Origin of the sequence: Nocardia sp. NPDC087230 (assembly GCF_044744725.1) — a bacterium.
Taxonomy (GTDB): domain Bacteria; phylum Actinomycetota; class Actinomycetes; order Mycobacteriales; family Mycobacteriaceae; genus Nocardia; species Nocardia canadensis.
Map to the genome: position 1 here is coordinate 272,205 of NZ_JBIUYV010000007.1, position 26,670 is coordinate 298,874.

General features: G+C 71.0%; 21 protein-coding genes. 13 read left to right on the top strand and 8 right to left on the bottom strand.

Annotated elements, in window-relative coordinates; translation table 11 throughout:
* Positions 1-221: 221 nt before the first annotated feature.
* Genes ACIO52_RS24145 through ACIO52_RS24155 form a run of 3 tightly spaced genes read right to left on the bottom strand, consistent with a single transcriptional unit; the run spans position 222 to position 3,793 of the window.
* Complete coding sequence (locus tag ACIO52_RS24145) at positions 222-2,714, bottom strand: FtsX-like permease family protein (RefSeq protein ID WP_316575650.1); 2,493 nt, start codon at positions 2,712-2,714, stop codon at positions 222-224.
* Positions 2,711-3,433 carry an ABC transporter ATP-binding protein gene (locus tag ACIO52_RS24150; protein ID WP_255586542.1) on the bottom strand — a complete coding sequence of 241 codons (723 nt, stop codon included), beginning with the start codon at positions 3,431-3,433 and terminating at the stop codon, positions 2,711-2,713. The genes ACIO52_RS24145 and ACIO52_RS24150 overlap by 4 nt, the downstream gene beginning before the upstream one ends.
* 36 nt (positions 3,434-3,469) lie before the next feature.
* A complete protein-coding gene (locus tag ACIO52_RS24155; RefSeq protein ID WP_316575649.1) occupies positions 3,470-3,793 on the bottom strand; it encodes a hypothetical protein in 324 nt (107 codons plus the stop codon).
* Between the two features lie 156 nt (positions 3,794-3,949).
* On the opposite strand from ACIO52_RS24155, the gene ACIO52_RS24160 reads away from it, so the two are divergent.
* The 3 genes from ACIO52_RS24160 (at position 3,950) to ACIO52_RS24170 (ending at position 9,559) form a co-directional block, all read left to right on the top strand.
* On the top strand, positions 3,950-5,272 hold the full coding sequence (locus ACIO52_RS24160) for a histidine kinase (protein ID WP_316575648.1): 1,323 nt from the start codon (positions 3,950-3,952) through the stop codon (positions 5,270-5,272).
* Positions 5,269-5,958 (top strand): response regulator transcription factor, encoded by a 690-nt coding sequence (locus ACIO52_RS24165; protein ID WP_316575647.1) that lies wholly within the window; start codon positions 5,269-5,271, stop codon positions 5,956-5,958. The genes ACIO52_RS24160 and ACIO52_RS24165 overlap by 4 nt, the downstream gene beginning before the upstream one ends.
* A gap of 100 nt (positions 5,959-6,058) precedes the next feature.
* Positions 6,059-9,559: a protein kinase gene (locus ACIO52_RS24170; protein WP_402646960.1), complete on the top strand. Its 3,501-nt coding sequence runs from the start codon at positions 6,059-6,061 to the stop codon at positions 9,557-9,559.
* Between the two features lie 48 nt (positions 9,560-9,607).
* Here the strand turns inward: ACIO52_RS24170 and ACIO52_RS24175 are convergent, their stop codons facing one another.
* The 3 genes from ACIO52_RS24175 to ACIO52_RS24185 are packed head-to-tail and all read right to left on the bottom strand — an operon-like array spanning position 9,608 to position 13,133.
* Positions 9,608-10,117, bottom strand: coding sequence for an NADPH-dependent FMN reductase (locus ACIO52_RS24175; RefSeq protein WP_402646963.1), 510 nt, complete (start codon positions 10,115-10,117; stop codon positions 9,608-9,610).
* Between the two features lie 10 nt (positions 10,118-10,127).
* Entirely contained in the window at positions 10,128-10,793 is a 666-nt protein-coding gene (locus ACIO52_RS24180) for a hypothetical protein (RefSeq protein ID WP_402646965.1), read from the bottom strand.
* An 18-nt stretch (positions 10,794-10,811) separates the two neighbouring features.
* Positions 10,812-13,133, bottom strand: a complete 2,322-nt coding sequence (locus ACIO52_RS24185) for an FdhF/YdeP family oxidoreductase (protein ID WP_255587981.1) — start codon at positions 13,131-13,133, stop codon at positions 10,812-10,814.
* A 303-nt stretch (positions 13,134-13,436) separates the two neighbouring features.
* On the opposite strand from ACIO52_RS24185, the gene ACIO52_RS24190 reads away from it, so the two are divergent.
* The 8 genes from ACIO52_RS24190 (at position 13,437) to gatB (ending at position 22,176) form a co-directional block, all read left to right on the top strand.
* Positions 13,437-14,702 (top strand): FUSC family protein, encoded by a 1,266-nt coding sequence (locus tag ACIO52_RS24190; RefSeq protein ID WP_402646968.1) that lies wholly within the window; start codon positions 13,437-13,439, stop codon positions 14,700-14,702.
* Between the two features lies 1 nt (position 14,703).
* Positions 14,704-15,630 carry a LysR family transcriptional regulator gene (locus tag ACIO52_RS24195; RefSeq protein WP_402647006.1) on the top strand — a complete coding sequence of 309 codons (927 nt, stop codon included), beginning with the start codon at positions 14,704-14,706 and terminating at the stop codon, positions 15,628-15,630.
* A 48-nt stretch (positions 15,631-15,678) separates the two neighbouring features.
* Positions 15,679-16,320 carry a DUF1345 domain-containing protein gene (locus ACIO52_RS24200; RefSeq protein ID WP_218719195.1) on the top strand — a complete coding sequence of 214 codons (642 nt, stop codon included), beginning with the start codon at positions 15,679-15,681 and terminating at the stop codon, positions 16,318-16,320.
* Between the two features lie 37 nt (positions 16,321-16,357).
* Complete coding sequence (gene fdhD / locus ACIO52_RS24205) at positions 16,358-17,167, top strand: formate dehydrogenase accessory sulfurtransferase FdhD (protein ID WP_342800707.1); 810 nt, start codon at positions 16,358-16,360, stop codon at positions 17,165-17,167.
* A gap of 110 nt (positions 17,168-17,277) precedes the next feature.
* Positions 17,278-18,165, top strand: a complete 888-nt coding sequence (locus tag ACIO52_RS24210) for a hypothetical protein (RefSeq protein ID WP_402646972.1) — start codon at positions 17,278-17,280, stop codon at positions 18,163-18,165.
* A 28-nt stretch (positions 18,166-18,193) separates the two neighbouring features.
* Positions 18,194-19,228 carry an ATP-dependent 6-phosphofructokinase gene (locus ACIO52_RS24215; protein ID WP_218719198.1) on the top strand — a complete coding sequence of 345 codons (1,035 nt, stop codon included), beginning with the start codon at positions 18,194-18,196 and terminating at the stop codon, positions 19,226-19,228.
* A 47-nt stretch (positions 19,229-19,275) separates the two neighbouring features.
* Positions 19,276-20,649, top strand: a complete 1,374-nt coding sequence (locus ACIO52_RS24220) for an alpha/beta fold hydrolase (RefSeq protein WP_316575641.1) — start codon at positions 19,276-19,278, stop codon at positions 20,647-20,649.
* 21 nt (positions 20,650-20,670) lie between these two features.
* The gene (gene gatB / locus ACIO52_RS24225) at positions 20,671-22,176 is read left to right on the top strand and encodes an Asp-tRNA(Asn)/Glu-tRNA(Gln) amidotransferase subunit GatB (protein ID WP_342800710.1); all 1,506 of its coding nucleotides are present in this window, start codon (positions 20,671-20,673) and stop codon (positions 22,174-22,176) included.
* Positions 22,177-22,228: 52 nt separating this feature from the next.
* Here the strand turns inward: gatB and ACIO52_RS24230 are convergent, their stop codons facing one another.
* Positions 22,229-23,353: a PQQ-dependent sugar dehydrogenase gene (locus tag ACIO52_RS24230; RefSeq protein ID WP_316575639.1), complete on the bottom strand. Its 1,125-nt coding sequence runs from the start codon at positions 23,351-23,353 to the stop codon at positions 22,229-22,231.
* A gap of 90 nt (positions 23,354-23,443) precedes the next feature.
* Between ACIO52_RS24230 and ACIO52_RS24235 the strand changes: the two genes are divergently transcribed.
* Positions 23,444-24,295, top strand: coding sequence for a DoxX family protein (locus ACIO52_RS24235; RefSeq protein ID WP_402646976.1), 852 nt, complete (start codon positions 23,444-23,446; stop codon positions 24,293-24,295).
* Here the strand turns inward: ACIO52_RS24235 and ACIO52_RS24240 are convergent.
* Positions 24,288-24,800, bottom strand: coding sequence for a MarR family winged helix-turn-helix transcriptional regulator (locus tag ACIO52_RS24240; protein WP_402646979.1), 513 nt, complete (start codon positions 24,798-24,800; stop codon positions 24,288-24,290). The genes ACIO52_RS24235 and ACIO52_RS24240 overlap by 8 nt on opposite strands.
* Positions 24,801-24,870: 70 nt before the next feature.
* Between ACIO52_RS24240 and ACIO52_RS24245 the strand changes: the two genes are divergently transcribed.
* Positions 24,871-26,484, top strand: a complete 1,614-nt coding sequence (locus ACIO52_RS24245) for a DHA2 family efflux MFS transporter permease subunit (RefSeq protein WP_402646982.1) — start codon at positions 24,871-24,873, stop codon at positions 26,482-26,484.
* Positions 26,485-26,670 lie beyond the last annotated feature (186 nt).

Sequence of the window (26,670 nt, forward strand, 5' to 3'; positions counted from 1 at the left end):
GCCCCCCGCCCCCCCCCCCCCCCCCACCCCCCCCCCCCCCCCCCCCCCCCCCCCCCCCCCCCCCCCCCCCCCCCCCCCCCCCCCCCCCCCCCCCCCCAACCCCCCCCCCAACCCCCCCCCCCCCCCCCCCCCGCTCCGCGGGGGGGCCGCCCCCCCCCCCCCGGGGGGGGGGGCGGCGGCGCCGCCGCCCCCCCCCCCCCCCCCCCCCGCGACAGCACACCTCAGTCGACCGCCAGCGCCGCCACGATCGGCATCCTGGCCGCCCGGAAGGCGGGCGGGATGGACCCGAGCAGGGCCAGGCCGAGGGCGACGGCGCCGTAGACCACCAGCAGCGGGCTCGGCCGGTAGACGATGTCGATCGTCATCGCGTGCCCGATCGCCACGGTCGCCAGGTACTGCACGGCCGCGCCGACGACGAGTCCGATAGCGGCGCCGATGAAACCGATGCCCGCGGCCTCGGCCAGCACCGAGCGCAACAGGAATTTACGGTTGGTGCCCATGGCGCGCAGGACGCCGAGTTCGCGGCGCCGTTCCAGCACCGACAGCATCAGCGTGTTGAGCAGCGCCACCGTCGCCACCAGGACGACGATCCACAGGATCATGTTGCTCATGGCCGCGCCCTGCTGCACGCTCGACGAGATGGCGTCGACCATGTCCGCGCCGCTCTCGACATGGAGTTCCTGCGGCACCGCCGCGCGGACGCCGGCGCGCACCGCGGCCGGGTCGGCGCCGGGGGCGAACTTGATCGCCAGGATCGTCTCGCCGGGGCGCTGGTACCACTCCCGCATCTGATCCAGGTTCATCATCACCACGCCCGACACGGCGGTGAAATACGGAATCACCTGCAGCACCGGCACGTTGCGCTCGCCCGAGGGGGTCGGCATGGTGATCCGGTCGCCGACGGACAGCTGCATCGAGCGGGCCACGTCACGGGTGACGACGACGCCCTCGCCCCGACCCAGCTGGTCGATCACCGCCTTGTCGACCGCGCCGAGGCGGGCATCGTCGTAGCTGGGCGGGTAGCCCTGCAACATGACCCGTCCGCTGCCGACGGTCGCGAAGGCCATCTGGGCGGGCCGCACGTGCTCGACGCCCGGTACCGCGGCCACGCGCTCGGCGATGTCGGGCGGCAGCACCGGTCCGGTCGGGAACTGTTCCACCGGAGTGGGACTCACATAGAGGTCGGCGTCGCCGAGGCTCTGGAAGGAGTCGGTGGCGGAGTCGACCATATTGCCCGACGCGCCGCCGAGCGCGACGACGGCCGCGACACCGATCATCACCGTCATCGCGGTCGCCCAGACGCGGCGGGGGGCCCGCTCCAGGGTGGTCGCGCCGAGGGCGCCGGGCGCGCCGAACCAGCGCGCGATGCCCGCCGCGGCGCGCACGATCGGGCCGGTCGCGGCGAAACACAGCAGCACGGCCGCGGCGAAGGAGGTCGAGATCGAGGCGAGCGACACCCGGCCGAGATCGAGCGCGGCCAGGGTCACCGCCGCGCCGGCGAAGCCGAGGCCGCCGAGCAGGGCCGCCCAGCGCAGCGGCTTGCTCGACGACGCGCCGACGGTGGCCTCCACCGGGGCGAGCGCCTCGACGGGCGCGACCTTGTACACCTGCCGCGCCGCGATCGCCGCCGCCAGCACGGTGGCGATGACGCAGGCCGCGATGGCGACGGGCACCGCGTAATTCGGCACCATGAACTCGGTGCGGGCCTCCACCGACTGGACGATCGCCGCGGGCAGACGCCCGATCGCGAACCGGCCCATCGCCGCACCGACCGCGGCGCCGATGGCCCCGCCGATGAGTCCGAGCAGCGCCGCCTCGACGAGCAGATCGCGCACCATCGGCCCGCGCTGACTGCCGATCGCGCGCAGCAGCGACAGCGTCGGCCTGCGCTGGGCCACCGCCATGCTCATCGCGTTGTAGATCAGGAACGCCGAGACCATCAGCGCCGCCGCCGAGGACATCAGCGTGGAGTACCGCATGATCTGGATCGCGCCGCCCGCCTGCGCGGTCCGCAGGCTCGGCTCGGCGACCACCGCGCGGCCGTCGACCACCGTGGTGAGGTCGGCGCGCAGTTTCCCGATGTCGGTGCCGGGCGCGGCGATGATCTGCACCGAGTCCAGCTTGTCGACCCGATCGAGCAGCAGCTGGGCCAGCGGCAGCGGGGCGGCGACCAGATGGCCGCCGTTGAGCCGGTTGCTCGCCTCGTCGTCGAGCACGCCCGCGACGGTCGCGCTGCCCCAGCCGATCGGGACGCTGTCGCCTTCCTTCAGCCCCATCGCCGCGCCGACCAGCACGCCCTTGGGAGTGGTGAGCAGCTTGTTCGTGTACTTCGACATCGGTGCGGCCAGATCGCTGCCCAGGGCGGCGATAGTGGCGTCGGCACCGATCAGCAGGGCCCGGTCAGGTCCGGCGCCGAGGGTGCTGCGCAGCATCGGAACCGCGGTGGTCACGCCGGGCGTCGCGGCGATCCGGGTGAGCAGCGACTGCTCGAACCCGGCGTCGGTGATGCCGGTGATCTCCAGGACGCCGTCGCCGGCCAGGCCCTGGGTGAGCTTGTCGACCGACCCGGTGACCGAGCCGGAGATGCTGAGCACGGCGACCAGCAGCGCCGCCGACACCGACATCACCGCCGTCGACATGAAGGTGCGGCCGGGATGGCGGACCAGCTCCCCGATGTTGAACAGCCGCAGGCGATCCCAGAACGCGGCGATCATGCGTCCACCCGGGCGGGCACGATGTCGTCGGCGTCGATGCGGCCGTCGTGCAGGGTGATCACCCGGTCGCAGTGCGCGACCGCGCCCATGTCGTGGGTCACCATCACCACCGAATTGCCCTGCGCGGTGATCTCGCTCAGCAGATCCAGGATCGACGCGCCGGTCTTGGAGTCCAGGTTGCCGGTGGGCTCGTCGGCCAGGATCAGCGGCGGATCCATGATCAGCGCGCGCGCCACCGCGACCCGCTGCATCTGCCCGCCGGACAGCTCCGCGGGCCGGTGCTGGGCGCGATCACCCAGACCGACGAGCTCGAGCAGTTCCAGTGCGCGCGGCTTGGCCTTGCGTAACCCGGTGCCGTCCAGCAGCTTCGGTACCGCCACGTTCTCCCAGGCCGACAGTGTCGGCAGCAGGTTGAAGAACTGGAAGACGAAACCCACCTGCTGCAGCCGGAACGCGGCCTGCGCGTCCTCGTCGAGATCGCCGATCTCGGTGCCGCGGAAGCGGATCGAGCCCTCGTCGGGGCGATCGAGCGCCCCGAGCAGATGCAGCAGGGTGCTCTTGCCCGAGCCGGAGGGCCCGATGATCGAGGTGAACTGGCCTGCCTCGATGCGCATGCTCACCTCGTCGAGCGCGCGCACCCGCTGATCGCCGACGTGGTACTGCTTGACCACCCGCGTCAGCTCCAGCATCGGCGGTTGCGGCGAATCGTTGTCCGGCATGTCGTGTCCCCCAGGGGTTTTCGGTTGTCGGGAAAGTCAGCGCGCGAAGGCGCGGGTACGGGTAGTCTGCACGGTCGCCGCGTGCGCGTCGAGAATTGCCCGGAGCGCGGGTTGCTCGGCGGCCAGTTCCAGATAGGCCTCGACCGCGGAATGTCCCTCGATCTCGGCCTGTTCGAGCTTGGCGCGCAGGTGATTGTTCCAGCGGTAGGTCAGGGCCTGCAGGAGTCCGTCGGTGCCGCCGAAGAGACGATCCACCTCGGGCAGCTCGGTGAACAGGGCGGGGTCGTTCGGGTCGATCGCTGCCCTGGCGAGCACGGTGTGCACGATCTCGGTGCGTCGATGCTGATCGGTCCAGGTCATGGGCTTCACCTTCCGTGAGCGGTACCGCCAACGCTACGGTCGCGCCGCCCCGGAAGCGTCGTGCCCGGGACCCGACTTCTTCTCCTACCCCGGTAGGAGACCGGGCCCGTTCACGGGACGATGACGGGCCGTGGACGCGACGGCTAGCCTTACCCCATGGAGGTGAGTCACGCCCTTCCCGCGAACCCGGCGGGGCTGCGCAGCCGCTGGCGGCGGCTCGCGGACCGGCCGCGGGACGGGGTGCGGCGCTTCCTCGACACGGTGCGCGAACGCATCGAGTCGCTGCCCTACGACTACCCGCCCGCCGTGATCATCGGCGCCGATGTGGCCCTGCTGGTGGTCACCGGCGCGGCCGTGATCCAGCGGCACTCCTACTTCCCGAGCCCGCTGCCCCTGATCGCGATGGCCACCGCCTTCCTGCCGATCCCGCTGTTCGCGATCTTCGGGGTGAAGCCGCACCCGGCGCTGCTGAAGGGCTCGGCGCTGCTGTCGACCGCGCTGTTCCTGGTGCAGCCGGTCAACGCCGATTTCGCGCCGTTCGTGCTGGTGATCGTCGCCGGAGAGGTGGCCGCGGTCGCCTCGCGCGGGATCACCGTCGGATTCACCGTGGTCGCGATCCTCGAACTGGTCGCGTTCGACCTCGCGGGCAATCTGCAGTGGGGCTCGGGGGAGCGGTTACAGGGGATGCCGATGTACGTCCTCGGCGTCATCCTCGGTGTCTTCGTCGGGGTACTGCTGCAATACCAGCGGCGCTTCCTCTATCAGGAACGTGAGAACCAGGCGATCCGCGCCGGTCAGGCCGCCGACGAGGAGCGACGCCGGATCGCGCGCGAGGTGCACGACGTGATCGCGCATTCGCTCTCGATCACGCTGCTGCACCTGACCGCGGCCCGCCGCGCGCTGCAGACCGACGACGACGTCACCGAGGCGGTGGACGCCCTCGTCGACGCCGAACGGCTCGGCCGACAGGCCATGGCCGACATCCGGCGCACCGTCGGCATGCTCGACACCGGCCCCGCGCTGCGCACCCCCGAGCCCAGCGCCGCCGACATCGACGAACTCGTCGGCGACTTCCGCCGCGCCGGGCTCGCCGTCGACTACGACCGCAGCGGCGACCTGGCCGTCATCGAGGGCGCCGTCGGGCACGCGCTGTACCGGATCGGGCAGGAATCGCTGGCCAATGTCGCCAAACACGCGCCCGGCACCCCGGCGACGGTGTGCCTCGACGTCACCGCCGAGGCGGCCACCCTGGTGGTGACCAACGCGTTGCCGCTCGGCCCGCCGCCGCGTCGCGATGTCGGCATGGGTCTGCGTGGCATGCGCAAGCGCACCGAACTGCTCGGCGGGTCGATCAGCGCCGGCGCCGCCGACGACGGGTGGACGGTGCGCGCGCGGTTCCCGCTCAAATCCAGCGCGTGCGCCACGATCACGGCCATGCTGCCCGGTCTGCTCAAGCCCAAGCCCCAGGAGGACATGTGACGGCCGCGGCGCCGATCGACAACCCGGTGACGGTACTGGTCGTCGACGACCAGGAACTGGTGCGCGGCGGGTTGCGCCGGATCCTGCGCAGGCGCGACGGCTTCACCGTCAGCGAGTGCGCCGACGGGGACGAGGTGGTGGCCGCCGTCGCCGCCGACCGTCCCGACGTGGTGCTGATGGACCTGCGGATGAAGCGGGTCGGCGGCATCGATGCGACACGGTTGCTGCGGGCCCGCCCGGACGCGCCGCCGGTCCTCGTCCTCACCACCTTCGACGACGACCAATTGCTCTCCGGCGCACTGCGCGCGGGCGCGGCCGGGTTCCTGCTCAAGGACTCACCCGCCGAGGACCTGATCCGCGCGGTGCGCACGGTGGCCGCGGGCGGCGCGTGGCTCGATCCGTCGGTCACCGGCCGGGTGCTCACCGCCTACCGGACCGTCAAACCGGCCGGGACCCGCACCGATCGCCGGCTCGGCGAACTCACCGCACGCGAGTACGAAGTGTTCGAACTGATCGGCCGAGGCCGGGTCAACAGCGAGATCGCCGCCGCGCTCGGCATCTCCGAAGTCACCGTGAAAAGCCACGTCGGACACATTTTCGGCAAGCTCGACCTGCGTGATCGCGCCGCCGCGATCGTGTTCGCGTTTGACCACGGCGTGGTGACACCGGGAGAATCCTCCTTCTGACGAGCAGGTCTTCGGGCATGCGAGAAGTGGGAGGCGGACGCTGGTGCAGGCACCTGGGTCACGGACGGGGAGCAGGTTCGGTCCGTACGAGTTGCGGTCGATGCTGGGCAAAGGCGGGATGGGCGAGGTCTACGAGGCCTACGACACCGGCAAGGACCGGGTAGTCGCCCTGAAGTTGCTGGCGGAGGAACTCGCCCAGGACCCCGCCTATCAGGTCCGGTTCCGCCGGGAGTCCCAGGCGGCGGCCAAGCTGGCCGAACCGCACGTCATCCCGATCCACGACTGGGGCGTGATCGACGGGGTGCTGTTCATCGACATGCGCCTGGTCCCCGGGACCGATCTGCGGACGGTGCTGCACACGGGCGGGCCGCTGAGTCCCGATCGCGCGGTCGCGGTGGTCGAGCAGATCGCCGCCGCCCTCGACGCCGCGCACGCCGGTGGCCTGGTGCATCGCGATGTGAAACCGGCCAACATCCTGGTGACCCCCGCCGACTTCGCCTACCTCGCCGACTTCGGCATCGCCCACACCGAGGGCGACAGTGCGGTGACCCAGGCCGGGATGGCCATGGGCTCCTACATCTATATGGCGCCGGAACGCTTCGACGTCGGGCCGATCTCGCATCGCGCCGACGTCTACTCGCTGGCCTGTGTGCTGCACGAATGCCTCACCGGCGCCTCGCCGTTCCCCGCCGCGAGCATGAGCGTGCTGATCCGCTCGCACCTGTCCGAGGCGCCGCCGCGCCCCAGCGAGATCCTGCCCGGCCTGCCCGTCACCCTCGACGAGGTCATCGCCCGCGGCATGGCCAAGGACCCGGCCGATCGCTACCCGAGCGCGGGCGCGCTCGCGGTCGCGGCCCGGGATGCCCTCGCCGCCGCGATGCTCCAGGGCGGTGCCCCGATGCGCGCGCCCGGCACGCGCGGTCCGGTCGGCAGTGGACACGGGCCCGCCGCGCCCTTCGGTGCCGCGGGCGCGGCCTTCGGTGCGGCGGCCGCCGCGACCGGCGCCCGTCCGGTGCCGCCCGGTGCGCTGCCCGGCCGCGAGGTGCCCGGTGGCCTGGCCGCCCAGAACGCGCCCGCCGGTGGGACAACCGGTGCGCGCGCTGTGCCCGGTGCGCCCGCGGGCGCGACGACCGGCGGGCGTGCTCTTCCCGGTGCGCCCGCGGGGGCTCCTGGTGGACGCGCGGTGCCCGGTGCGCCTGCGACCACGGGTGGACGGGTTGTGCCCGGTGCAACGCCGGCCGGTGGCCGAAGTGCGCCGGCCGGTGCCGCGACGGGCGGGCACCCGGTACCGGGAGGCACGCCCGCCGGCGCCACGACCGGGAGCCGGAGTGTGCCCGCCGGCGCGACGACCGGTGGACGCGCGGTCCCGGGTGCACCGGGGGAGGACGCCCAGGAGCCCGTACCGACGCCGACCGGTGAGTTCCGTGTCGTCGGTGCGGTGACCGCGACCGGTGGCATCGAGACTTCGCGCAGCCAGACCAGCGCGACCGGCGCGCAGCCGACACTGATCATCCGCCCGCCCGCGGCCGCGCCGGGGCAGCCCGAGACCACCGGCTTCCATCGCGTCCCGGTCGAGGGCTCCGGCGAGATCTCCATCCCCGCGGTGATCCAGCCGACCGGCCCCGCCGAGATCCGCCCGGCCGACACCCATTTCACCCCGCTCCCGACGGCGGACGAGCCCGCCGCTCCCGAGCCCCCACCCGCCTACACCCCGGACCAGGGCCTGCCCAAGATGCGCCCGTTCCCGGACGCGCATCTCTACGGCGATGCCCAGCCCGGCGGTACCTCCGGCCCGGTGCCTGCCCCGCCGTTCCCCGCACCCACCGGTTTCGTCCCGCCCGACGCCGACCGCCCGGCTCCGCCGCCTCGCCTCGACGCGCCCTCGGGGCCGGTCCCGCAACGCGCCGCCCCGACCCAGCGGTTCGTCGGCGACGCCCCCGCGACGGAACACCACGGCCCGTCGAACCCGAACTCCCGGTTCGCCCCGGCCCCGGACGATCGATTCGGCCGGTCGGCAGACCTTGTCGACGACAGCCACGCGAATCCCGGTGCCCGACCGGGTGGTCCCGCCCTGCCCGGTCCCGGCCGCGCGCCCGCCGGTTTCGTCGGCCCGGACGCTCGATTCGATGCTCCGGCAGGACCTTTCGACGACAGGCGACCCACTTCGGCACCTCGGTCCGCGCCGACGCAGAAGTTCGACGGCGATCAGTTCGGCCCGGACGTCCGGTTCGGTGGTCCGGCCGACGACACCGATCCGCCCGCCCGCTTCGCTGCCCCGACCGAACAGTTCGGCGGCGCCCCGGACCGTTTCGGCCCGCCGACCGAGCAGTACGACCCGGCGAACCAGCCCTTCGGTGGTGCTCCGAACGACCGGTTCGGACCGCCGATCGAGCCCGCCGACCCGCAGCGGTCGGCGCCGACGCAGCACTTCGGCGGCGCTCCGGACGACCGGTTCGGTCCCGCCACCGAGCAGTACGATCCCCTGCGACCCCTTGCCGCCCCGTCGGGCCCGGACGATCACTTCGGCCCGGCCACCGAGCACTACGATCCGCAGCGGGCGCCCGCGGGCCGGCCTTTCGGTGGTGCGCCGGAGGATCCGTTCGGTCCGGCCACCGAGCAGTACGACCCGCTGCGGTCGGCCGCGACGCAGCACTTCGGTGGCGCCCCCGATGACCGGTTCGGCCCGGCCACCGAGCAGTACGATCCGCAGCGATCCGCCGCGACCCAGCACTTCGGCGGCGCCCCCGACGCCCGGTTCCCCGCGACCGAGCAGTTCGACCCCGCGGATATCGACGCGCAGCGGTCCGCGCCGACCCAGCACTACCAGGGCGGTGGCGAGGGATTCGGTGCGGCGAACGAGCCGGATCCGCAACGCGCACAGGCGACCCGGCAATATCGGGGTGGCGCGGCACCGTTCCCCGCGCACCAGGCGCCCGACGATCCGGCGCGCGCGGCCGCGACCCAGCACTATGCCGGGGCCGCGCCGGACGCCTACTCCCAGTACGACGATCCGCACGACGCCTATGGCGACCACGCCTACCGCGACCCGGCCGATCCGTACGGCCCCGACCCGGGCTACGCGCCGGATCCGGCCTGGCAGCAGCGCGATTCGCGCCCCCGGCGCTCCCTGCTGCTGCCGATCCTCGTCGGCGTGCTCGCCGTGGTGGTGCTCGCCATCGGCGGCGCGATCGGCTGGCGGCTGATGTCGTCGGCGGACTCGTCGGAGACGACCGGCGCGGCGCCGAGCTCGGCAGCGCCGGCCGGCACCGGCGGTGCTCCCGGGACCACCGCACCGCGGGCGACCACCGCCGCGCCGACCACCTCGGCCGGTCCGGTGACCTTGCCCGCGGGCGCCCAGCCCTGCGAATCCGATAGCGCCGGCGGTGCGTTCGGCAAGGCGGCAGTCGGAACCGCGGTCACCAGTTGCGGTTTCGCCGAAGCGGTGCGGGCGGCCTACGCCAGCGGTGGCACCGCACCGGGTCCGCGACCGGTGGTGGCGGCCAGCCCGGTGACCGGCCGCACCTACACGATGACGTGCACGCCCGAGGGCAAGCTCGTCACCTGCACCGGCGGCGAGAACGCCGTGGTCTACGTCTACTGACCCACGCCGCGGCCGCGGCCCGGACCACGGGCCGCGACCTCCGCCGGGTCAGCTCGCCGACGACGCGACGGCCACCACGGTGTCCCCGAGCCGGGTGACCGTGGCCGGATCACTCCACGACCCGGTGATCGACACACCGTCGGCGACCACCTCGGCGCCCGCCCGGCGCAACCGATCCGCCAGGTTCTGGTTGACCACCTCACCGGGGCCCGCCGTGATCACCGCGACGGGTTTGCCCTCGATCGCCGGCGCCGGGCTCGAACCCGGGTGCGCCAGCCAGGCGATCACGTTCTCGGCCTGCGCGGGCACCTCCGTGCCCTCGTCGGCGAACAGCAGCACGCCGTCGGCTTCCAGCGCCGAGCGCCGCAGCTGATTGGCGATCAGCGGCCGCGCGTCCTCGGTGTCGAGGTCGGGGGTGTAGCCGGGCAGGGTGTCGAGTTCGGCCAGCGTCACCACGTCGACATTGTTGCGGACCGCGACCCGCTGGGCCTCGGTCGCCAGTTGCGCCGCGAGGGAATCCGCACCGGGTGCGGCGACGAGCGCGAGCAGATAGGCCACCGTCGCCCCCCTACCTGCCCTGCCGGGCGATCTGCTGCGCCGCGGCCTCGATCGCCGCGTCGTCGGCCGCGCTGAGATCGATGACGCCGATCCCGGTGATCCGGTCGGCCAGCGCGTGGTTCTTCTCCTGCAGCCGCAGCGCGAAATCCTCGGCGACATCGGACTTCCCGGTGCCGTGCCCGAGCAGCACGAACGACTCGGTGCCGATCTCCGCGAGCAGCGCGACGGCGAGATCGTCGAAGTAGCGCAGGTACACCTGGTGATCGTCGTGCCCGGTGTGCCGCTCGACCGTGCGCAGATGCCGGGCGACGGTGTCGTGGTTGCGCACGTCGCGCTCGGTGTCGCTGACGCCGGTGGTGTCCAGGTCGAAGTGCAGGATCCGGGCGGTCTCGGCGTCCATCGCGACGGCGAACAGCGACCCGGTGCCCTTCACTTCGGGATGGTCGGTCAGCAGCTGCCGCGCGTGCTCGATGTCGCCGATGGCGACCCGGCCGTCGTGCGGCCGGTGGAAGACCTCGCGGTGCCCGTTCATCCGCACCGCGAGCCGATCACCGGATTCCTGCTCGACCTCGTCGGCGAGGTCCTCCCACAGCGAGACGAACCGGGTCCATTCCAGGTCGCGGGGCGCCGGATGTCCGGTGATCGCCGCCAGCGTCTTGCGGGTATGCGCGTTCACAGTGTTCTCCTCGGCCGGTCAACTCGACGGTGTGACAGTGACTTTCACGCTCTTCATCAGGGGTTGATCGCTCTCGGTGCTGAAATCGCCGATCGCGCACAGCACGTTCATCTCCGGCATGTACCCGGCCGCGCAGCCCGGCGGGATGTCGTAGGGGACCACCTTGTACCGGTGCAGCGAGCGGGTCGACCCGTCGCGGGCGGTGCTGGTGATGTCGACGTCGTCGAACTCCGTCAGCCCGCGCTCGCGCATGTCCTGCTCGTTCATGAAGATCAGCGTGCGCAGGTTCTTCACGCCGCGATAGCGGTCGTTGTCGGAGTAGATACTGGTGTTCCACTGGTCGTGGGAACGCTGGGTGGCCAGGGTGAGCACCCCGGGCGGATTGATGGTGTCGGGCAGTGTCACGGTGGCGAATTCGGCCTTGCCCGAGGGGGTCAGGAAGATCAGTTCGCGCGCAGGCTGGCGGATGCGGAAACCCAGCGGCAGGCGGACGCGGCGGTTGTAGTCCTCGAAGCCGGGCAGCACCTTCGACATCACGTCGCGGATGCGGTCGTAGTCCTCGATGTAGTACTCCCACGGCGTCTCGGTCCGCGGCAGCGCGGCTTTGGCGATGCCGGCCAGGATCGCGGGCTCCGACATCAGGTGCGGGGACGCGGGCTTCTTCATGCCCCGCGACATGTGCACCACCGCCATGCCGTTCTCCATCGAGGTGATCTGCGGCCCGCTGCGCTGGTGGTCGCGTTCCGTGCGGCCGATGCAGGGCAGGATCAGCGCGCGTTTGCCGTGGATGACATGGCTGCGATTGAGCTTGGTGCTGACATTGACGGTGAAGCCGCACTTCTGGAACGCCGCGAAGGTGTAGGCGGCATCCGGCGCGGCAGCGACGAAATTGCCGCCCATGCTGAGGAAGAACTCGAGCTTGCCCGCCTGCATCGCCTGGATCGTGGACACCACGTCGTAGCCGTTGGCGCGCGGCGGATCGATCTTGCACACCTGCGCCAGCCGGTCCAGGAACTCCGCGCTCGGATTGTTGTCGATGCCGCAGGTGCGGTTGCCCTGCACATTGCTGTGCCCGCGCACCGGCGACGGACCGGCGCCCTCCCGGCCCAGATTGCCGCGCATGAGCAGCACATTGACGATCTCGCGGATCGTGTCGACACCGTGCTCGTGCTGGGTGATGCCCAGACACCAGCTCATGACGGTGCGGTCGGCGTCGCAGTAGATGCCGGCGGCCTTGCGGATGTCGCTCTCGCTCAGACCCGATTGCCGCTGGATCTCGGCCCAGGTGGTGTCCTTCACCTCGCGCACGTAGTCGTCGAAGCCGACGGTGTAGCGCTCGATGAACTCGTGGTCGAGGGCCTTGGGGTCGGTCTCGGCTTCCTCCAGCACGTGTTTGGCGATGCCGCGCAGCAGCGCGAAGTCGCCGCCGATGCGGACCTGCAGATTCAGGGTGCTGGTCTTGGTGGGGTGGAAGGTGGCCATCGCGGCGAAGTCGTGCGGGATGATCGTGTTGCGCGCGCCCGCCTCGATCAGCGGGTTGACGTGCACGATCTGCGCGCCGCGCTTGTGTGCCTCGGCCAGCGCGGTCAGCATGCGCGGCGCGTTGGAGGCCGCGTTGATGCCCATCACGAACAGCGCGTCGGCCTTGTCCCAGTCCTCGATGTCGCAGGTGCCCTTGCCGGTGCCCAGGGCCGCGTTCAGCGCGCGGCCGCTGGCCTCGTGGCACATGTTGGAGCAGTCGGGCAGGTTGTTGGTGCCGAATTCGCGCACCATCAGCTGGTAGAGGAAGGTGGCCTCGTTGCCGAGCCGGCCCGAGGTGTAGAACGACGCCAGATTCGGGTCGGGCAGTTCGCGCAGCGTCTTGCCGACCATCTCGAACGCGTCCGGCCAGCTGATCGGGACGTAGTGGTCGGTCGCGGCGTCGTAGACCATCGGATGGGTGAGCCTGCCCTGGTCCTCGAGGTCGTAGTCGCTCCAGGTGGCAAGCTCGCTGACGGTGTGCGCGGCGAAGAACTCCGGGGTGCACCGCTTGTGCGTCATCTCCCAGGTGACGTGCTTGATGCCGTTCTCGCAGACATCGAGCTTGAGGCCGTCGGTCGCGTCGGGCCAGGCGCAGCCGGGGCAGTCGAAGCCGTGCGAGGCGTGGTTCATCTTGAGAATGGCCTTGGTACCGATCAGCGGTTCGTGCTCCTTGAGCACCATGAACTTGCCGACGGCCAGCGCGGCGCCCCACCCCGCGGCCGGATGGTGATAGGGCTTCACCGACGGAACGGCGTCGCGATCGGCGGGGCCGCTCGGTCCGTTGTCGGGGTCATACGCGGTGTACGGACCGTCAGCCATGACGTGTTCCCTTCGATCGAAAGTGTTCGAAGCCTGTCGGTACCCGGTTGGGATTCTCTACCGCCGAGATCACGGATGGGCGTAGGCCGGGTACCGGCCCACCGACATCGAGCGTGTCGCGCGCGGTTCGATTGTGTGCCCGCCGGTCCGGTCGCGTCCAAGACAGACTTCCGAGCACCCGATAGGCGCCGCTTATCACTGCCGGTAGAGTCCCGAAAACCGCGTCTCACCTGCGTTTCGACGGTTTGACGCGCGCCGCGCGGGTCGGTGACGATGGTCCATCGGCCCAGGGGAGACCGCCCCGTGACCGACTTTCGGAGGAACCCCTTGCGCACCATCTCGGCCCAGGCGCGCCCGGTGATTCGACGGTTCACCACCGACATCGATCATCTGCCCGCTGCCCGGGTGTTCGCCGGCCTGGCCGTGCCCGGCCTGCTGCTCGTCGCGGCGGGCCGCACCGACCTGCTCATCTACGCGGTGTTCGGGTCCTTCACCGGCATGTACGGCTTCGCGGAAGCGCCGCGGCAGCGGCTGGTCCATCAGTGCGAGGCGGCGGTGCTGCTGGTCGGCGCGGTCGGCGCGGGCATCCTGCTCGCCCGGCTGCACGCCCCGCCCGCCGTGCTGGTCGCGGCGGTGGCGGTGTTCGCCGCGGTCGCCTCGCCGATCACCGACCGGCTCGGCCTGCGGCCGGAGGGCCCGTTCTTCGGCATCTTCGCCTTCGGCGCCGTCGCGATGGTCGCGGGTGGCCGGCGTGATCCGCTGTCCGCGCTGGCGGTCTGCGCGCTCACCGCGGCGTTGTGCGTGGTGGTCGGCTATCTCGAGTCGACGCGGCGGGTGCGTCGCGACGACACCCGCGCTGTCCCGGTGACGATTCCGCCGCATCGCACCGGCCGGATCTCGCTGGTGCAGGCGGGCCGCTACGCGCTGGCGATCTCCGTCGCGGGCGGCATCGGCCTGCTGCTCGGTGTCGGCCACGCCAACTGGGCGATGGCGGGCGCGGCGGTGCCGTTGGCGGCCGCCGACTCGCGCGGGCGGATCACCCGCGGGCTGCACCGCGTCGTCGGGACCTTCCTGGGTCTCGCGGTCACGGCCCCGCTGCTGATCCCCGGTCCCAGCCCGGCGATGCTGGGACTGGCGATCATCGCGCTGCTGTACCCGACCGAACTGTTCCTGGCCCGCCACTACGCGGTCGCGCTCGGGTTCTTCACCCCGCTGATCATGTCGATGACCGAATTGGCCGACCCCACCGATCCGCTGACCATGCTCACCGATCGCGCCGTCGACACGGTGATCGGTGTCGCGGTGGGCGTCGCGGTGGCCCTGCTGATCCGCGAACCGGCGCTCGGCACGGCCCCGACCTCCCCGCCGAAGGCATGCGAACCGATGCATACTGTCGACATGGCTGACGACAACCAGTGGTACTACTGCATCAAGCACCATCAGGCCGAACAGGGCAAGACCTGCTGGTACGGCGACCGGATGGGTCCCTACCCGGACCAGGCCACCGCCGAACGAGCACTCGAGATCGCCAAGGCCCGCAACAAGGCCGCCGACGCCGAGGACGACTGAGCTGCTGTTCCGCCAACTCGAGTACTTCGTCGCCCTCGCCCGCGAACGGCACTTCGCCCGCGCGGCCGCGGCCTGCTACGTCTCCCAGCCCGCCCTGTCCGAGGCGCTACGCAAACTCGAACACGAGCTGGGGGTTCCGCTGGTCCGGCGCGGGCGCACGTTCGAGGGACTGACCCCCGAGGGCGAACGACTCGTGTTGTGGGCCAGGCGGATCCTGGCCGACCGCGACGCGCTCGCGCACGAGGTGCACGCGTTGCAGACCGGCCTCACCGGTGACCTGCGGATCGGGGCGATCCCGGCCGCCTCGGGCACCGTCGCCCTGCTGACCGACCCGTTCTGCACCGCGCACCCGCTGGTGCGGATCCGGGTCGAGACCAGCCTGCGTTCGGGCGATATCGTCGAGCGGCTGCGGCGTTTCGAACTCGACGCGGGCATCGTCTACGGCGACGGCGTCGACACCGCGGGCCTCACCCGGACCCCGCTCTACGCCGAACGGCAGGTCCTGCTGGCGGGCACCGATCTGCTGGCGGGCCGGTCCGGGGCGATCAGCTGGGCCGAGGCGCTCGAGATGCCGATGTGCTTGCTGTACAAGGGCATGCGCGGCCGCGATCTGATCGACGACGCCCTGGTCCCCGCCGGTCTGGTGCCGTCGCCGCAGGTGGAGACCGATTCGGTGGTGTCGCTGCTCGCGCATGTGAGCACCGGCCGCTGGGCCTGTGTGGTGCCGCAGCCGTGGCTGACGATCTTCCCGCCGCCCGCGGGCGTACGGACCCTGCGCCTGGACGACCCGGCCGTGACCGCCGGGATCGTGCTCGTCACCCCGGCCGTCGAGCCGGGGTCGGTGTTGGTCAAAGCGCTCATCGAGACCGCGCGCACGGCCGGTATCGACGACACCCTGCGGCGCTCGGCGCAGCGGCGCGAGAGCTGAGATCGACATCGGCTATGAGTGTGCGCGCCTTCGGTACTGTCGATCGATATGAGGAACCACCTGGTGGTGCCCGCAGTCAATCGCCTGGTCGGTTCGATCCTGATCGGGGCGCTGATCGGGGTCCTCGTCGGCCTCGGACTCGGGCGGGGCGTAGCGCTGGGTGGCCTGATCGGCATCGCGGCGATGGCCACGGTCTTCGTCGTCGCGGGCTGGCTGGTGCTGTGGCCGATGGACGCCGCGCAGACCAAGGCGAATGTGCGGCGCGAGGACTTCCAGCCGTTCGTCCAGGAGATCTCGGTGGTGTCCTCGGCGGCGGGCGGGATCATCGGCATCGTGGCGATCCTGGTGTTCGGCCGGTCGGAGGAGGGGCACGTCGCGGCGGCGACGGCGCTGGCCGGTGTCTTCGCGGCCTGGGCGGCGGTGCACCTGATGTACGCGGCGCGATATGCCTTCCACTACTACGAATCACCCACGGGCGGGATCGATTTCAACTCCGAGGAGCCGCCCTCGTACCGCGACTTCCTCTATTTCAGCTACAACCTCGGGATGACCTATCAGGTCTCCGACACCAATGTCACCAGTCCGGTGGTGCGGGCCATCGTGCTCCGGCACTGCCTGCTGTCCTACGCTTTCGGCACGGTCATCCTGGCGACGACGATCAATCTCGTCGTCGGCATCGCGACCGGCTGAGCGAACCCACCGCAACCCGACCGATGGGCACCTCCTGATGAGCAGAGTCACCGCACGGCGCAAGACGATCCGGCTGTCGCCGACCGGACGGATCCAGCGCCCGGACACCCTGGCGGTGGAGGAACCGCTCGAGATCCGCGTGGACGGGCAGTCACTCACCGTCACCATGCGCACCCCGGGCAACGACATCGACCTGGTGCACGGTTTCCTCTTCGGCGAGGACATCATCGGCTCGGCGGAGGACATCGTCACCGCCCGCTACTGCGCGGGCACCGACGAGCAGGGCCGCAACACCTACAACGTGCTCGACCTGCGCCTGCGCACCCCGGTGCCGCTGCACACCCGCAACTTCCTCACCACCGGCGCGTGTGGCCTCTGCGGCAAGTCCGCGCTCGACGAGGTGCGCACGCACACCCGCTACCCGATCCCGCGCGACACCGCGACGGTGTCGACCGAGGTCCTGTCCGGCCTGCCCAAGCAGCTGCGCGCCGGTCAGAAGCTCTTCGACGCCACCGGCGGCCTGCACGCGGCGGGCCTGTTCAGCACCGACGGCACGTTGCTGGCGGTCCGCGAGGACATCGGCAGGCACAACGCCGTCGACAAGGTGATCGGCTGGGCGTTGCGGGAGAACCGGATTCCCGCGCCGGATCTGATCCTGGTGGTGAGCAGCCGCGCGTCCTTCGAACTGGCGCAGAAGGCGGTGATGGCCGGCATCCCGATCCTGGCCGCGGTGTCGGCGCCGAGCTCACTGGCCGTGGACCTGGCGGCCGAGTCGGAGCTGACGCTGGTGGGCTTCCTGCGCGGCGAGACGATGAATATCTACACGGGTGAACATCGTCTGACCTGAGCGTTTCACGGTCGAAGTGGGCGTTCGGCCATACTGCCCAGTACGGTGTCGGGACTGCTACCCCGGCATCGAAGCCCGGGGGGAGTTTAGAAACGAAGATGTTTTACATGATGACGAAAGATCGGCGCCCCGTCCGGATGGTGCTCACCGCGCTGCTCGGGGCCGTCGTGGTGCTCACCGGCGGATGCGGCATCGGATCCGAGCCCGCGACCCCGCCGCGCACGACGACGAGTATCGCCGCCATCGATCCCGGCGCGGGCGGCGCCGGCAACGTCTCGATCGCGGTGCCCGGCAGTCTGGCCGCCGACTTCAACGCAGTACAGCAGGGTTTCCGCGGCAGCGTGGGACTGGCGATCATGCCGGTGGGCGGGGACAAGATGGTCACCTTCGGCACCTGGACCTCGGGCCCGGCCTGGTCGACGATCAAGGTGCCGCTGGCCATCGCGGCGCTGCGCAACAACGCCTCCTACGTCACCACCGCGACCTCGGCCATCACCGCCTCCGACAACGGCGCCGCCGACACCCTGTGGCAGTCGCTGGGTTCCGGCGCCGCCGCGGCCACGGCCGTGGAGAACGTGCTGCGCGAGGGCGGCGACACCACGACCACGGTGCCCACCACCCGCACCAGGGCCGACGCGTCGGTCTACGGCCAGGCCGAATGGACGCTGGCCGAGCAGGTGCGCTTCGCCGCGCACCTGCCCTGCATTCCGCAGAGCCAGCGCGTGGTCGGGCTCATGCAGCAGATCATCCCGAGTCATCGCTGGGGACTGGGCGCCTTCGGCAGCGCCGAGTTCAAGGGCGGCTGGGGCCCGGACCCGTCCGGCAAATACCTGGTCCGCCAGTTCGGGCTCATCGATTCGCCCTCGGGCCGGATCGCGATCGCCTTCGCCGCGCAACCGGATTCGGGCTCCTTCAACGACGGCATGACCATGCTGGACAAGATGGCGACGCTGATCTCGGGTCATCTCGGCGAGCTCGCCGGAGGTCACTGCCCCTGATCGCCGCCGGTGCGGCAAGATGAACGCCATGCGCATCGGAGTCTTGACCGGAGGCGGAGACTGTCCAGGGCTGAACGCGGTGATCCGGGCTGTCGTCCGCACCGCGAACGGCCGCTACGGCGACTCGATCGTCGGGTTCGAGGACGGCTGGCGCGGCCTCCTAGAGGACCGCAAGATCCGCATCCACAACGACGACCGCACCGACCGGCTGCTCACCAAGGGCGGCACCATGCTCGGCACCGCGCGCACCAATCCGGATGTGCTGCGCGCCGGGCTCGGCCGGATCAAGCAGACCCTCGACGACAACGGCATCGAAGCCCTGATCCCGATCGGCGGCGAGGGCACGCTCACCGCCGCGAGCTGGCTCTCCGACGAGGGGGTGCCGGTGGTCGGCGTCCCCAAGACCATCGACAACGACATCGATTGCACCGACGTCACGTTCGGCCACGACACCGCCCTCTCGATCGCCACCGAGGCCATCGACCGTCTGCACACCACCGCCGAATCCCATCAGCGGGTGATGCTGGTGGAGGTAATGGGCAGGCACGCGGGCTGGATCGCGCTCAACTCCGGCATCGCCGCCGGCGCGCATCTGACCCTGGTGCCCGAGGAGCCCTTCGACGTGGCGCAGGTGTGCGCGATGATCAAGAGCCGTTTCCAGCGCGGGGACAAGCACTTCATCTGCGTGGTCGCCGAAGGCGCGCACCCCGCACCGGATTCCGGCTTCGCGCTGCGCGAGGGCGGTATCGACGAGTTCGGTCACGAGCGGTTCACCGGCGTCGCCCAGCAGCTCGGCTCGGAGATCGAGCGCCGGATCGGCAAGGAGGTCCGCACCACCGTGCTCGGCCACGTCCAGCGCGGTGGCAGCCCGACCCCCTACGACCGCATCCTGGCGACCCGCTTCGGCGTGCACGCCGCCGAAGCGGTACACGCCGGACACTTCGGGCAGATGGTCGCCCTGCACGGCACCACCATCGGGTTGGTTCCGCTGTCGGAGGCCACCAAGCAGCTCAAGCGGGTTCCGCCGGAACGACTCGGCGAGGCGCGGGCCTTCTTCGGCTGACCCGCAGCGGTCCTCGACTTTTCGGTGCGCGTCGGTACCGTTGCCGTATGCGCACCGGTCGAGTGATCGTTTCGGTACTGTTCGTCGTCGCCGCGCTGGTGACGGGCTGTTCCTCGGACGAGGACGCCGGACCCGCCGTCCAGGGGCCGTGGCACGGTGACATCGAGGTGCCGGGTGCGCCGATCGCGATCGGCGTGACCTTCGCCGAGAACGGTTCGGCCACCATCGACATCCCGGCACAGGGCGTGCGCGCCGCGGCGCTGAAGGACGTGCGCACCGAGCCGGACCGGGTCGAGTTCACCGTTCCCGACGCACCGGGCGACCCGGGTTTCCGCGGCAAGCTCGACGGCGAGCAGATCACCGGCGACTGGGTGCAGTCCGGCCAGACGGTGCCGCTGGTGCTGCGCCGCGGCCCGGTCGAGAGCGTGGCCAGGCCGCAGGACCCGAAACCGCCGTACCCGTACCGCAGCGAGGACGTCACCTATCGCAGCGGTGACATCACCATCGCGGGCACGCTCACCGAACCCGAAGGCAGCGGCCCGTTCCCGGCGATGCTGCTGATCACCGGCAGCGGACCGCAGGACCGCAACGAGGACCTGATGGGTCACCGCCCGTTCCTGCTGCTGGCCGACACCTTCACCCGCGCGGGCTACGCCGTGCTGCGCACCGACGACCGCGGCGTCGGCGGCACCGGCGGCAACCTCGACGACGCCACCTACCCCGACCTCGCCGCCGACGCGGCCGCGGGCGTCGCGTTCCTGCGCGCCCGGCCCGAGATCGATCCGGCGAAGGTCGGCCTGTTCGGGCACAGCGAGGGCGGCTACCTCGCCCCGCTCGTCGCCGCCCGGCCCGACAGCAACGTCGCGTTCGCGGTGCTCATGGCGGGCCCGGCGGTGGTCGGCGCGGACGTGCTGATCGAGCAGAACAAGGTGATCATGGCCGGCGCGGGCGCGCCGCAGAACGAGATCGACGCGCAGGTCGACTACGTCACCCGGTGGTCGGCCCTGCTGCGCGCGGGCGATACGGCCGGCGCCGCGGCCTACGCCCAGCAGCACAACGATTCGCTGCCGCCCGAGCAGCGCGCGCCCCAGGCGACCCTCGACTCGTTCAACACCCCGTACATGGCCTCGTTCATCACCTACGACCCGAAGCCCGCGCTGGAGGCCCTGCGGGTGCCGGTGCTGGCCTTCTTCGGCGACAAGGACCAGCAGGTGCTCGCCACGCAGAACGAGCCGCCGATGCGGGCGAACCTGGCGGGCGACCCCGACGCCACCGTGCACACCTTTCCCGGCCTCAACCACCTGATGCAGCCCACCGACACGGGCAAACCCAGCGAATATTCCACCATCGAGACCACCATCGACCCGGCGGTGCTCACCTACGTCACCGACTGGCTCACCCAGCGCGTCCCGCCCCGCTAGAGCTTCCTAAGATAGACAGTTATGAGCGCACCCACGGTCGAGTTGATGGACTACGCCGATGTCATCTCCCGGTACGAGCCGGTGCTCGGCATGGAGGTCCACGTCGAGTTGTCCACGGCGACCAAGATGTTCTGCGGTTGCCCCACCGAGTTCGGCGCCGAACCCAATACCCAGGTGTGCCCGGTCTGCCTCGGCCTGCCCGGCTCGCTGCCGGTGGTCAACGAGAAGGCCGTCGAGTCGGCCATCCGGATCGGTCTCGCGCTGAACTGTTCGATCACCCCGTGGGGCCGGTTCGCGCGCAAGAACTACTTCTACCCGGATCAGCCGAAGAACTACCAGATCAGCCAGTACGACGAGCCGATCGCCACCGACGGCTTCCTCGATGTCGTGCTCGACGACGGGTCCACCTTCCGGGTCGACATCGAGCGCGCCCACATGGAGGAGGACACCGGCAAGTCGCTGCACGTGGGCGGCGCGACCGGTCGAATCCACGGCGCCAGTCACTCGCTGCTCGACTTCAACCGCGCGGGCGTGCCGCTGATCGAGATCGTCACCAAGCCGATCACCGGTGCCGGTGAGCGCGCGCCCGAGGTCGCCCGCGCCTACGTCACCGCGCTGCGCGAGGTGCTGCGCTCGCTGAACGTCTCCGACGTGAAGATGGAGCAGGGCTCGCTGCGCTGCGACGCCAACGTGTCGCTGATGCCGGTGGGCGCGAAGGAATTCGGCACCCGCACCGAGACCAAGAACGTGAACTCGCTCAAGAGCGTCGAGGTCGCGGTGCGCTACGAGATGCGCCGGCAGGCGGCCGTGCTCACCGACGGCGGCGAGATCGTCCAGGAGACCCGGCACTTCAACGAGGCCGACGGCTCCACGTCCGCGGGTCGCCGCAAGGAGACCGCCGAGGACTACCGCTACTTCCCGGAGCCGGACCTCGAGCCCGTCGCCCCGGCCGCCGAGTGGGTCGAACAACTGCGCGCCACCATTCCGGAGTACCCGTGGCTGGTACGCGCCCGGATCCAGGCCGACTGGGGCCTGTCCGACGAGGTCATGCGCGACCTCGTCAACGCGGGCGCGCTCGACCTGATCATCGCCACCGTCGAGGCGGGCGCCCCCGCGAACGAGGCGCGCTCGTGGTGGGTCGCCTATCTGACCGAGAAGGCCAAGGAGCGCGAGGTCGCCCTGGCCGAGCTGCCGATCACCCCGGCGCAGGTGGCGGCAGTGATCGCGCTGGTCGAGGCCAAGACCGTCAACAACAAGGTCGCCAAGCAGGTCGTCGACTTCGTCCTCGCGGGCGAGGGCGAGCCCGCCGCGATCGTCGAGGCCAAGGGCCTGGGCATGGTCAGCGACGACTCCGCCCTGCAGGTCGAGGTCGAGAAGGCGCTGGCCGCCAACCCCGATATCGCCGAGAAGATCCGCGCCGGCAAGGTCCAGGCGGCGGGCAAGATCGTCGGTGACGTGATGAAGGCCACCCGCGGCCAGGCCGACGCGGCCAAGGTCCGCGAGCTGGTCCTCGCCGCCTGCGCGTAGACGCTCGACAACCACCGCCCCCCACCGGATTCCGGTGGGGGGCGGTGGTGTTCTAGTCGGGGCCGCCTGCCCCGCCCTGCGGCGGCGGGATGCGCACGACGCGATCGTCGAACTCGCCCGGCGTGCCGTCGGCCTTGTTGGTCGTGGTCACCCAGACGCTGCCGTCGGGCGAGGCCGTCGCGCCGAGGAGCTTGCCGTACTTGTCCTGGGCGATCAGGGCGGGCGCGGTGGTGACGGCGAAGGTATTGGGGTCGGCGGCCACGGCGGCCAGCGCCTTGCCCTCGCCCAGGGCCACGGCGACACCGTCACCGGTGGCCGTGCAACCACCGACGCCGGGTCGATCGGGCCAGGTCCACGAGACGGTCAGGGTGCCGTCGGTGCCCAGATGCTGGAGCCGGTCCTCGGCGGCGGTGCGGTCGGTGACCCACATGCCGTCCTTGCCGTCGCGGCAGATGTCGCCCGCCGTGCCGATGCCCGAGGCCACCACCTGCGGCGTGTTCACCCCCGAGGACGGCGACTCCAGGCGCAGCACCTTCCCGCCGAGCGAGCCGGGATCGGCTGCCGCGCCGGGGTTGCCCGCGTCGCCGGTGAGGACGAGCAGCTGGGTGGGCGTCGCCCAGTCGATGGCGCCGCGATTCCCGCTGGCGCCCTTCGGGATTCCGGTCAGGATCTCCTTGGGCGCCCCGCCGTTGCGGGACAGCCGGACCACCCGGTTGTCGCTGCCGGTGGTGATGTAGGCGTACATCAGCCCGTCCTCGCCGAAGGTGGGCGAGAGCACGATGTCGGAGATGCCGCCGTCGCCGGAACCGTCGACCGGCACGCGCGCGACCTCGACCGCCGGCTCCTGCGGCGTGCTCGCGTCGACCGGGGTCACCTGCAGGATGCGGCCGGTCCGCCGCTCCGCCACCAGCGCACCGTCGCCGACCGGGATCAGCCCGGCGGCCGAATCCAGGCAGGTGGCGATGACATTCGGGTCGGGATCGATGCACGGGCCGGTCGGCCGCGGTACCTGGGAGGGCGACTCCTGCGGCTTCTTCGGCTCGACATTGGACCCACCCAGCGACGGCTCGGTGGTGAACGGGCTCGACGCCGACTCGTCGAATCGGGCGCACCCGGCGACCAAGACGGTGCCCAGTGCCAACCCGATCGCCACGCGGCCCGCGAATACCGAACTCATGGCACAGACGTTACCGGCAGCCGAGTGGGGCTGACACGCCTGTTCCGGGGAAGACCGGCACACCGACTCGGCACGTCATAGGGTGAGGCGGTGACCGACAAGTCGAATGACACGCCGAACGCCGATGGGCCGGCGCCGACCGGACCGCCCGCGTCGTCGTCGGGTCGCCCGGTGACCAGCCCGTACGATTCGCCCACCACGCAGATGCCGAAACCGGATCTGCACAAGGACATTCCGCGCACCGACGAGGACCTCGGCCTCGACCCCGGTGACGAGGTGCCCAGCGCCGGTGCCGCACAGGCCGCCGGTGGGGGCGACGACGGGTACGGCTACGCGTCGATCCCGCCCGCGGCGGCTGCCACGGCGGGCGCGGTCCGGCTGCAGCGCCGCAATCGCGAGCCCCGCCGCGGCACCCTGGACCTGGGTCTGTTCGTGCTGCGCCTGGTGGTCGGCTACACCTTCATCTACCACGGGCTGCAGAAGCTCACCGGCTGGTTCCACGGCCCCGGCCTCGACGGCACCAAGGCGATGATGGAGGGCGGCGGCTGGGATTATCCGTCGCTGTCGACGGCCCTGGTGATCGCCGGCGAACTCGGTGGCGGCATCCTGCTCGTCCTCGGTCTGGCCACCCCGCTCGCCGGTGGTGCCGTGCTGGCGACGATCCTCACCGCGTGGATGTGGAAGCAGGGCATGATCCCGGGCTTCCAGTACAACGCGGGGACCCCCACCGGCGTCGAACTCGACAGCGTGCTGGCCGGCGCGGCGCTGGCGATCATCCTCACCGGCCCCGGCCGCTGGTCCTTCGACCGTGCCCGCGGCTGGGCGACTCGCCCGGCCTACGGCTCCTTCACCGTCGTCGTGCTCGCCATCGCCGCCGCGATCGCCACCTACGTGTTCCTCCACGGCGGCAATCCGTTGAAGGGCATCGGCCCGTTCAACTGAGTCCGGACGGCTGCGGCGGTGTGGGTTCGGCCAGGTGGGCGGTCATGGTGATCCGCACATCGGCCAGGAATTCCTCGAACCGCCGCAGCTCGGTGGGGGAGTATCGCCCCATGACCGTCTCCTCCACCTTCACCCCGAGGGGTCCGAAGAAGTCGTCGGCCAGGTCGTGAATGCGCGGGGTGCTGCGCAGGGTGACGATGCGCCGGTCGTCGTGCTCGCGGCTGCGGACGATGTGACCGGCCTTCTCGAGCCGGTTCAGCAGCGCGGTGGTCGCGCTGTTGGACAACGAGATCCGCTCGCTGAGCCGCGCGGGTGACAGGGGCGCGCCGCGTTCCTCCGCGGTGAGGATCTCGATCAGCGCCTCGGCATCGGTGGAGTGCAGCCCGAGCCAGGCCGCGAATCGATGGGTGAATTCGCGGTAGTTCGCGCCGTAGGCGCGCATGCCCTCGTGGATCCGTTGATACTGCGCGCCAGCGTCCGACCGGGTCATAGGTTCCTTTCGCATCGGTTGACATCCTATTGCCCGCAATCTACTTTGACCATGGAAATATTCCACCATGGAAATAGGAGATGCGATGAGTCAAGAGTCGTCCATCCGCCGATGGCTCGGCTTGATCGCCATCGCCCTCGGTGTCGCGCTGATCGTGGTCGACACCACGATCGTCAACGTGATCATCCCGTCGATCATCGAGGATCTGGCGACGGGTTCGACCGAGGCGCAATGGATTCAGGAGTCCTACGCGATCGTGTTCGCGGCGCTGCTGCTGGTGGTCGGCCGGATCGCCGACATCGTCGGGGCGCGCAGAGTGTTCGTCGCCGGTGTCGTCGTCTTCGGCGCGACCAGCGTCCTGGCCGGGCTCGCCCCCGGCGGTGGACTGCTGATCGTCGCCCGGTTCCTGCAGGGCGCCGGCGCCGCGATGATCCTGCCGACCTCGCTGGCGCTGCTCAACGCCACCTTCACCGGGAAAGCGCGTGGTCAGGCGTTCGCGGTGTGGGGTTCGACGATCGGCGCCGCCGCGGCGCTCGGCCCGCTGCTCGGCGGCTGGCTGGCCGAACACGTGTCGTGGCGCTGGGCGTTCGGGATCAACGTGCCACTGGCGGTGCTGATCGTGATCGGTGTGCTGGCGTGCATCGCGCCCTCGCCGAAGGTCGCGGGACGACTCGATGTGCTCGGCGCGATCCTGTCGGTGCTCGGTCTCGGGCTGCTCGCCTTCGGGCTGGTCGAAGGCCGCACCTACGGCTGGATCAGCACGGTGCATCCGCTGGGGATCGGCGGTCTCACCTGGGGCAGTGGGCCGTCGCCGGTGCTGGTCGCCCTGGTGCTGAGCGCGCTCGCGCTGGCCGGTTTCGTGGTGCGCCAGGTGCTGCTGCGCCGCGGTCCCGACGCCGACAAGGCGCTGATGGATCTGAGCCTGTTCCGGCTGGCCTCGTTCCGCAACGGCAATATCGCCACGCTGATCATCGGGCTCGGCGAGTTCGGCATCGTCGCGGTGCTGCCGCTGTGGCTGCAGTTCACCCTCGGCTACAGCGCCGTGCAGTCCGGGCTGGCGCTGGTGCCGATCGCCATCGGCAGCTTCATCGCCAGTGGTGCCAGCTTCGGGATGGCGGGCAAGGCGTCACCGCTGAACATGGTGCGGCTCGGTCTCGCCCTCGAAGTCGTCGGCCTGGCGGCGCTGGCCTTCTTCGCCGCCACCGACAGTTCCTGGTGGGCGCTGTCGCTGATCCTGTGCGTGTACGGCATCGGTGTCGGATTCGCCACGGCCCAGGTCACCAATGTGGTGCTGGCCGAGATCCCCGAGAACGACAACGGCCAGGCCTCCGGCATCCAGAGTGCCTTCCGTCAGCTCGGTTCCGCGCTCGGCATCGCGGTGCTCACCACGGTCTTCTTCACCACGCTGAGCTCGCAGGTCGACGACGACCTCACCGCCGCCGGCCTGCCCCCGGCGCAGGCGCGGCAGTACGCGCACGCCGTCACCAGCAGCGCGGGCGCGGCGATCGAAGGCTTCGCCGCCCAGCCGGAGACCCGCGAGGTCGCCGAGACCGGCCGCACGGCGATGACCGACGGCATCACCCTGGGCGGCTACCTCGCCGCGGGCTTCGTCCTGCTCGGGTTGATCGCCACCGCGCTCATCCCGTCCCGCACGGGCGACGAGTCGTCCACGCCGACAACACAACCCGCGCTCGTATAAGCGCGGAACCGCTGATTCGGTGAGGGCCCGGGTAACTCACCGAGTCGAGCTGACCGAGCAGTGGGGGGGCGGGGGGGGGGCCCCCCCCCCCCGGCCCCCCCCCCCCCCCCCCCGGCCGCCCCCCAGCTGCTCAAAGAGGAGCAGCTTGCACACGGGTGGGGGGCCCGCCCGATCGGGCCAGCACGA

Coding starts and splice junctions, on each gene's coding strand:
- ACIO52_RS24245 (WP_402646982.1), top strand. CDS start 24,871: ATGAGTCAAGAGTCGTCCATCCGCCGATGGCTCGGCTTGATCGCCATC.
- ACIO52_RS24215 (WP_218719198.1), top strand. CDS start 18,194: ATGCGCATCGGAGTCTTGACCGGAGGCGGAGACTGTCCAGGGCTGAAC.
- ACIO52_RS24210 (WP_402646972.1), top strand. CDS start 17,278: ATGACGAAAGATCGGCGCCCCGTCCGGATGGTGCTCACCGCGCTGCTC.
- ACIO52_RS24200 (WP_218719195.1), top strand. CDS start 15,679: ATGAGGAACCACCTGGTGGTGCCCGCAGTCAATCGCCTGGTCGGTTCG.
- ACIO52_RS24240 (WP_402646979.1), bottom strand. CDS start 24,800: ATGCGAAAGGAACCTATGACCCGGTCGGACGCTGGCGCGCAGTATCAA.
- fdhD (WP_342800707.1), top strand. CDS start 16,358: ATGAGCAGAGTCACCGCACGGCGCAAGACGATCCGGCTGTCGCCGACC.
- ACIO52_RS24185 (WP_255587981.1), bottom strand. CDS start 13,133: ATGGCTGACGGTCCGTACACCGCGTATGACCCCGACAACGGACCGAGC.
- ACIO52_RS24220 (WP_316575641.1), top strand. CDS start 19,276: ATGCGCACCGGTCGAGTGATCGTTTCGGTACTGTTCGTCGTCGCCGCG.
- ACIO52_RS24155 (WP_316575649.1), bottom strand. CDS start 3,793: ATGACCTGGACCGATCAGCATCGACGCACCGAGATCGTGCACACCGTG.
- ACIO52_RS24230 (WP_316575639.1), bottom strand. CDS start 23,353: ATGAGTTCGGTATTCGCGGGCCGCGTGGCGATCGGGTTGGCACTGGGC.
- ACIO52_RS24170 (WP_402646960.1), top strand. CDS start 6,059: ATGCTGGGCAAAGGCGGGATGGGCGAGGTCTACGAGGCCTACGACACC.
- ACIO52_RS24160 (WP_316575648.1), top strand. CDS start 3,950: ATGGAGGTGAGTCACGCCCTTCCCGCGAACCCGGCGGGGCTGCGCAGC.
- ACIO52_RS24145 (WP_316575650.1), bottom strand. CDS start 2,714: ATGATCGCCGCGTTCTGGGATCGCCTGCGGCTGTTCAACATCGGGGAG.
- ACIO52_RS24150 (WP_255586542.1), bottom strand. CDS start 3,433: ATGCCGGACAACGATTCGCCGCAACCGCCGATGCTGGAGCTGACGCGG.
- gatB (WP_342800710.1), top strand. CDS start 20,671: ATGAGCGCACCCACGGTCGAGTTGATGGACTACGCCGATGTCATCTCC.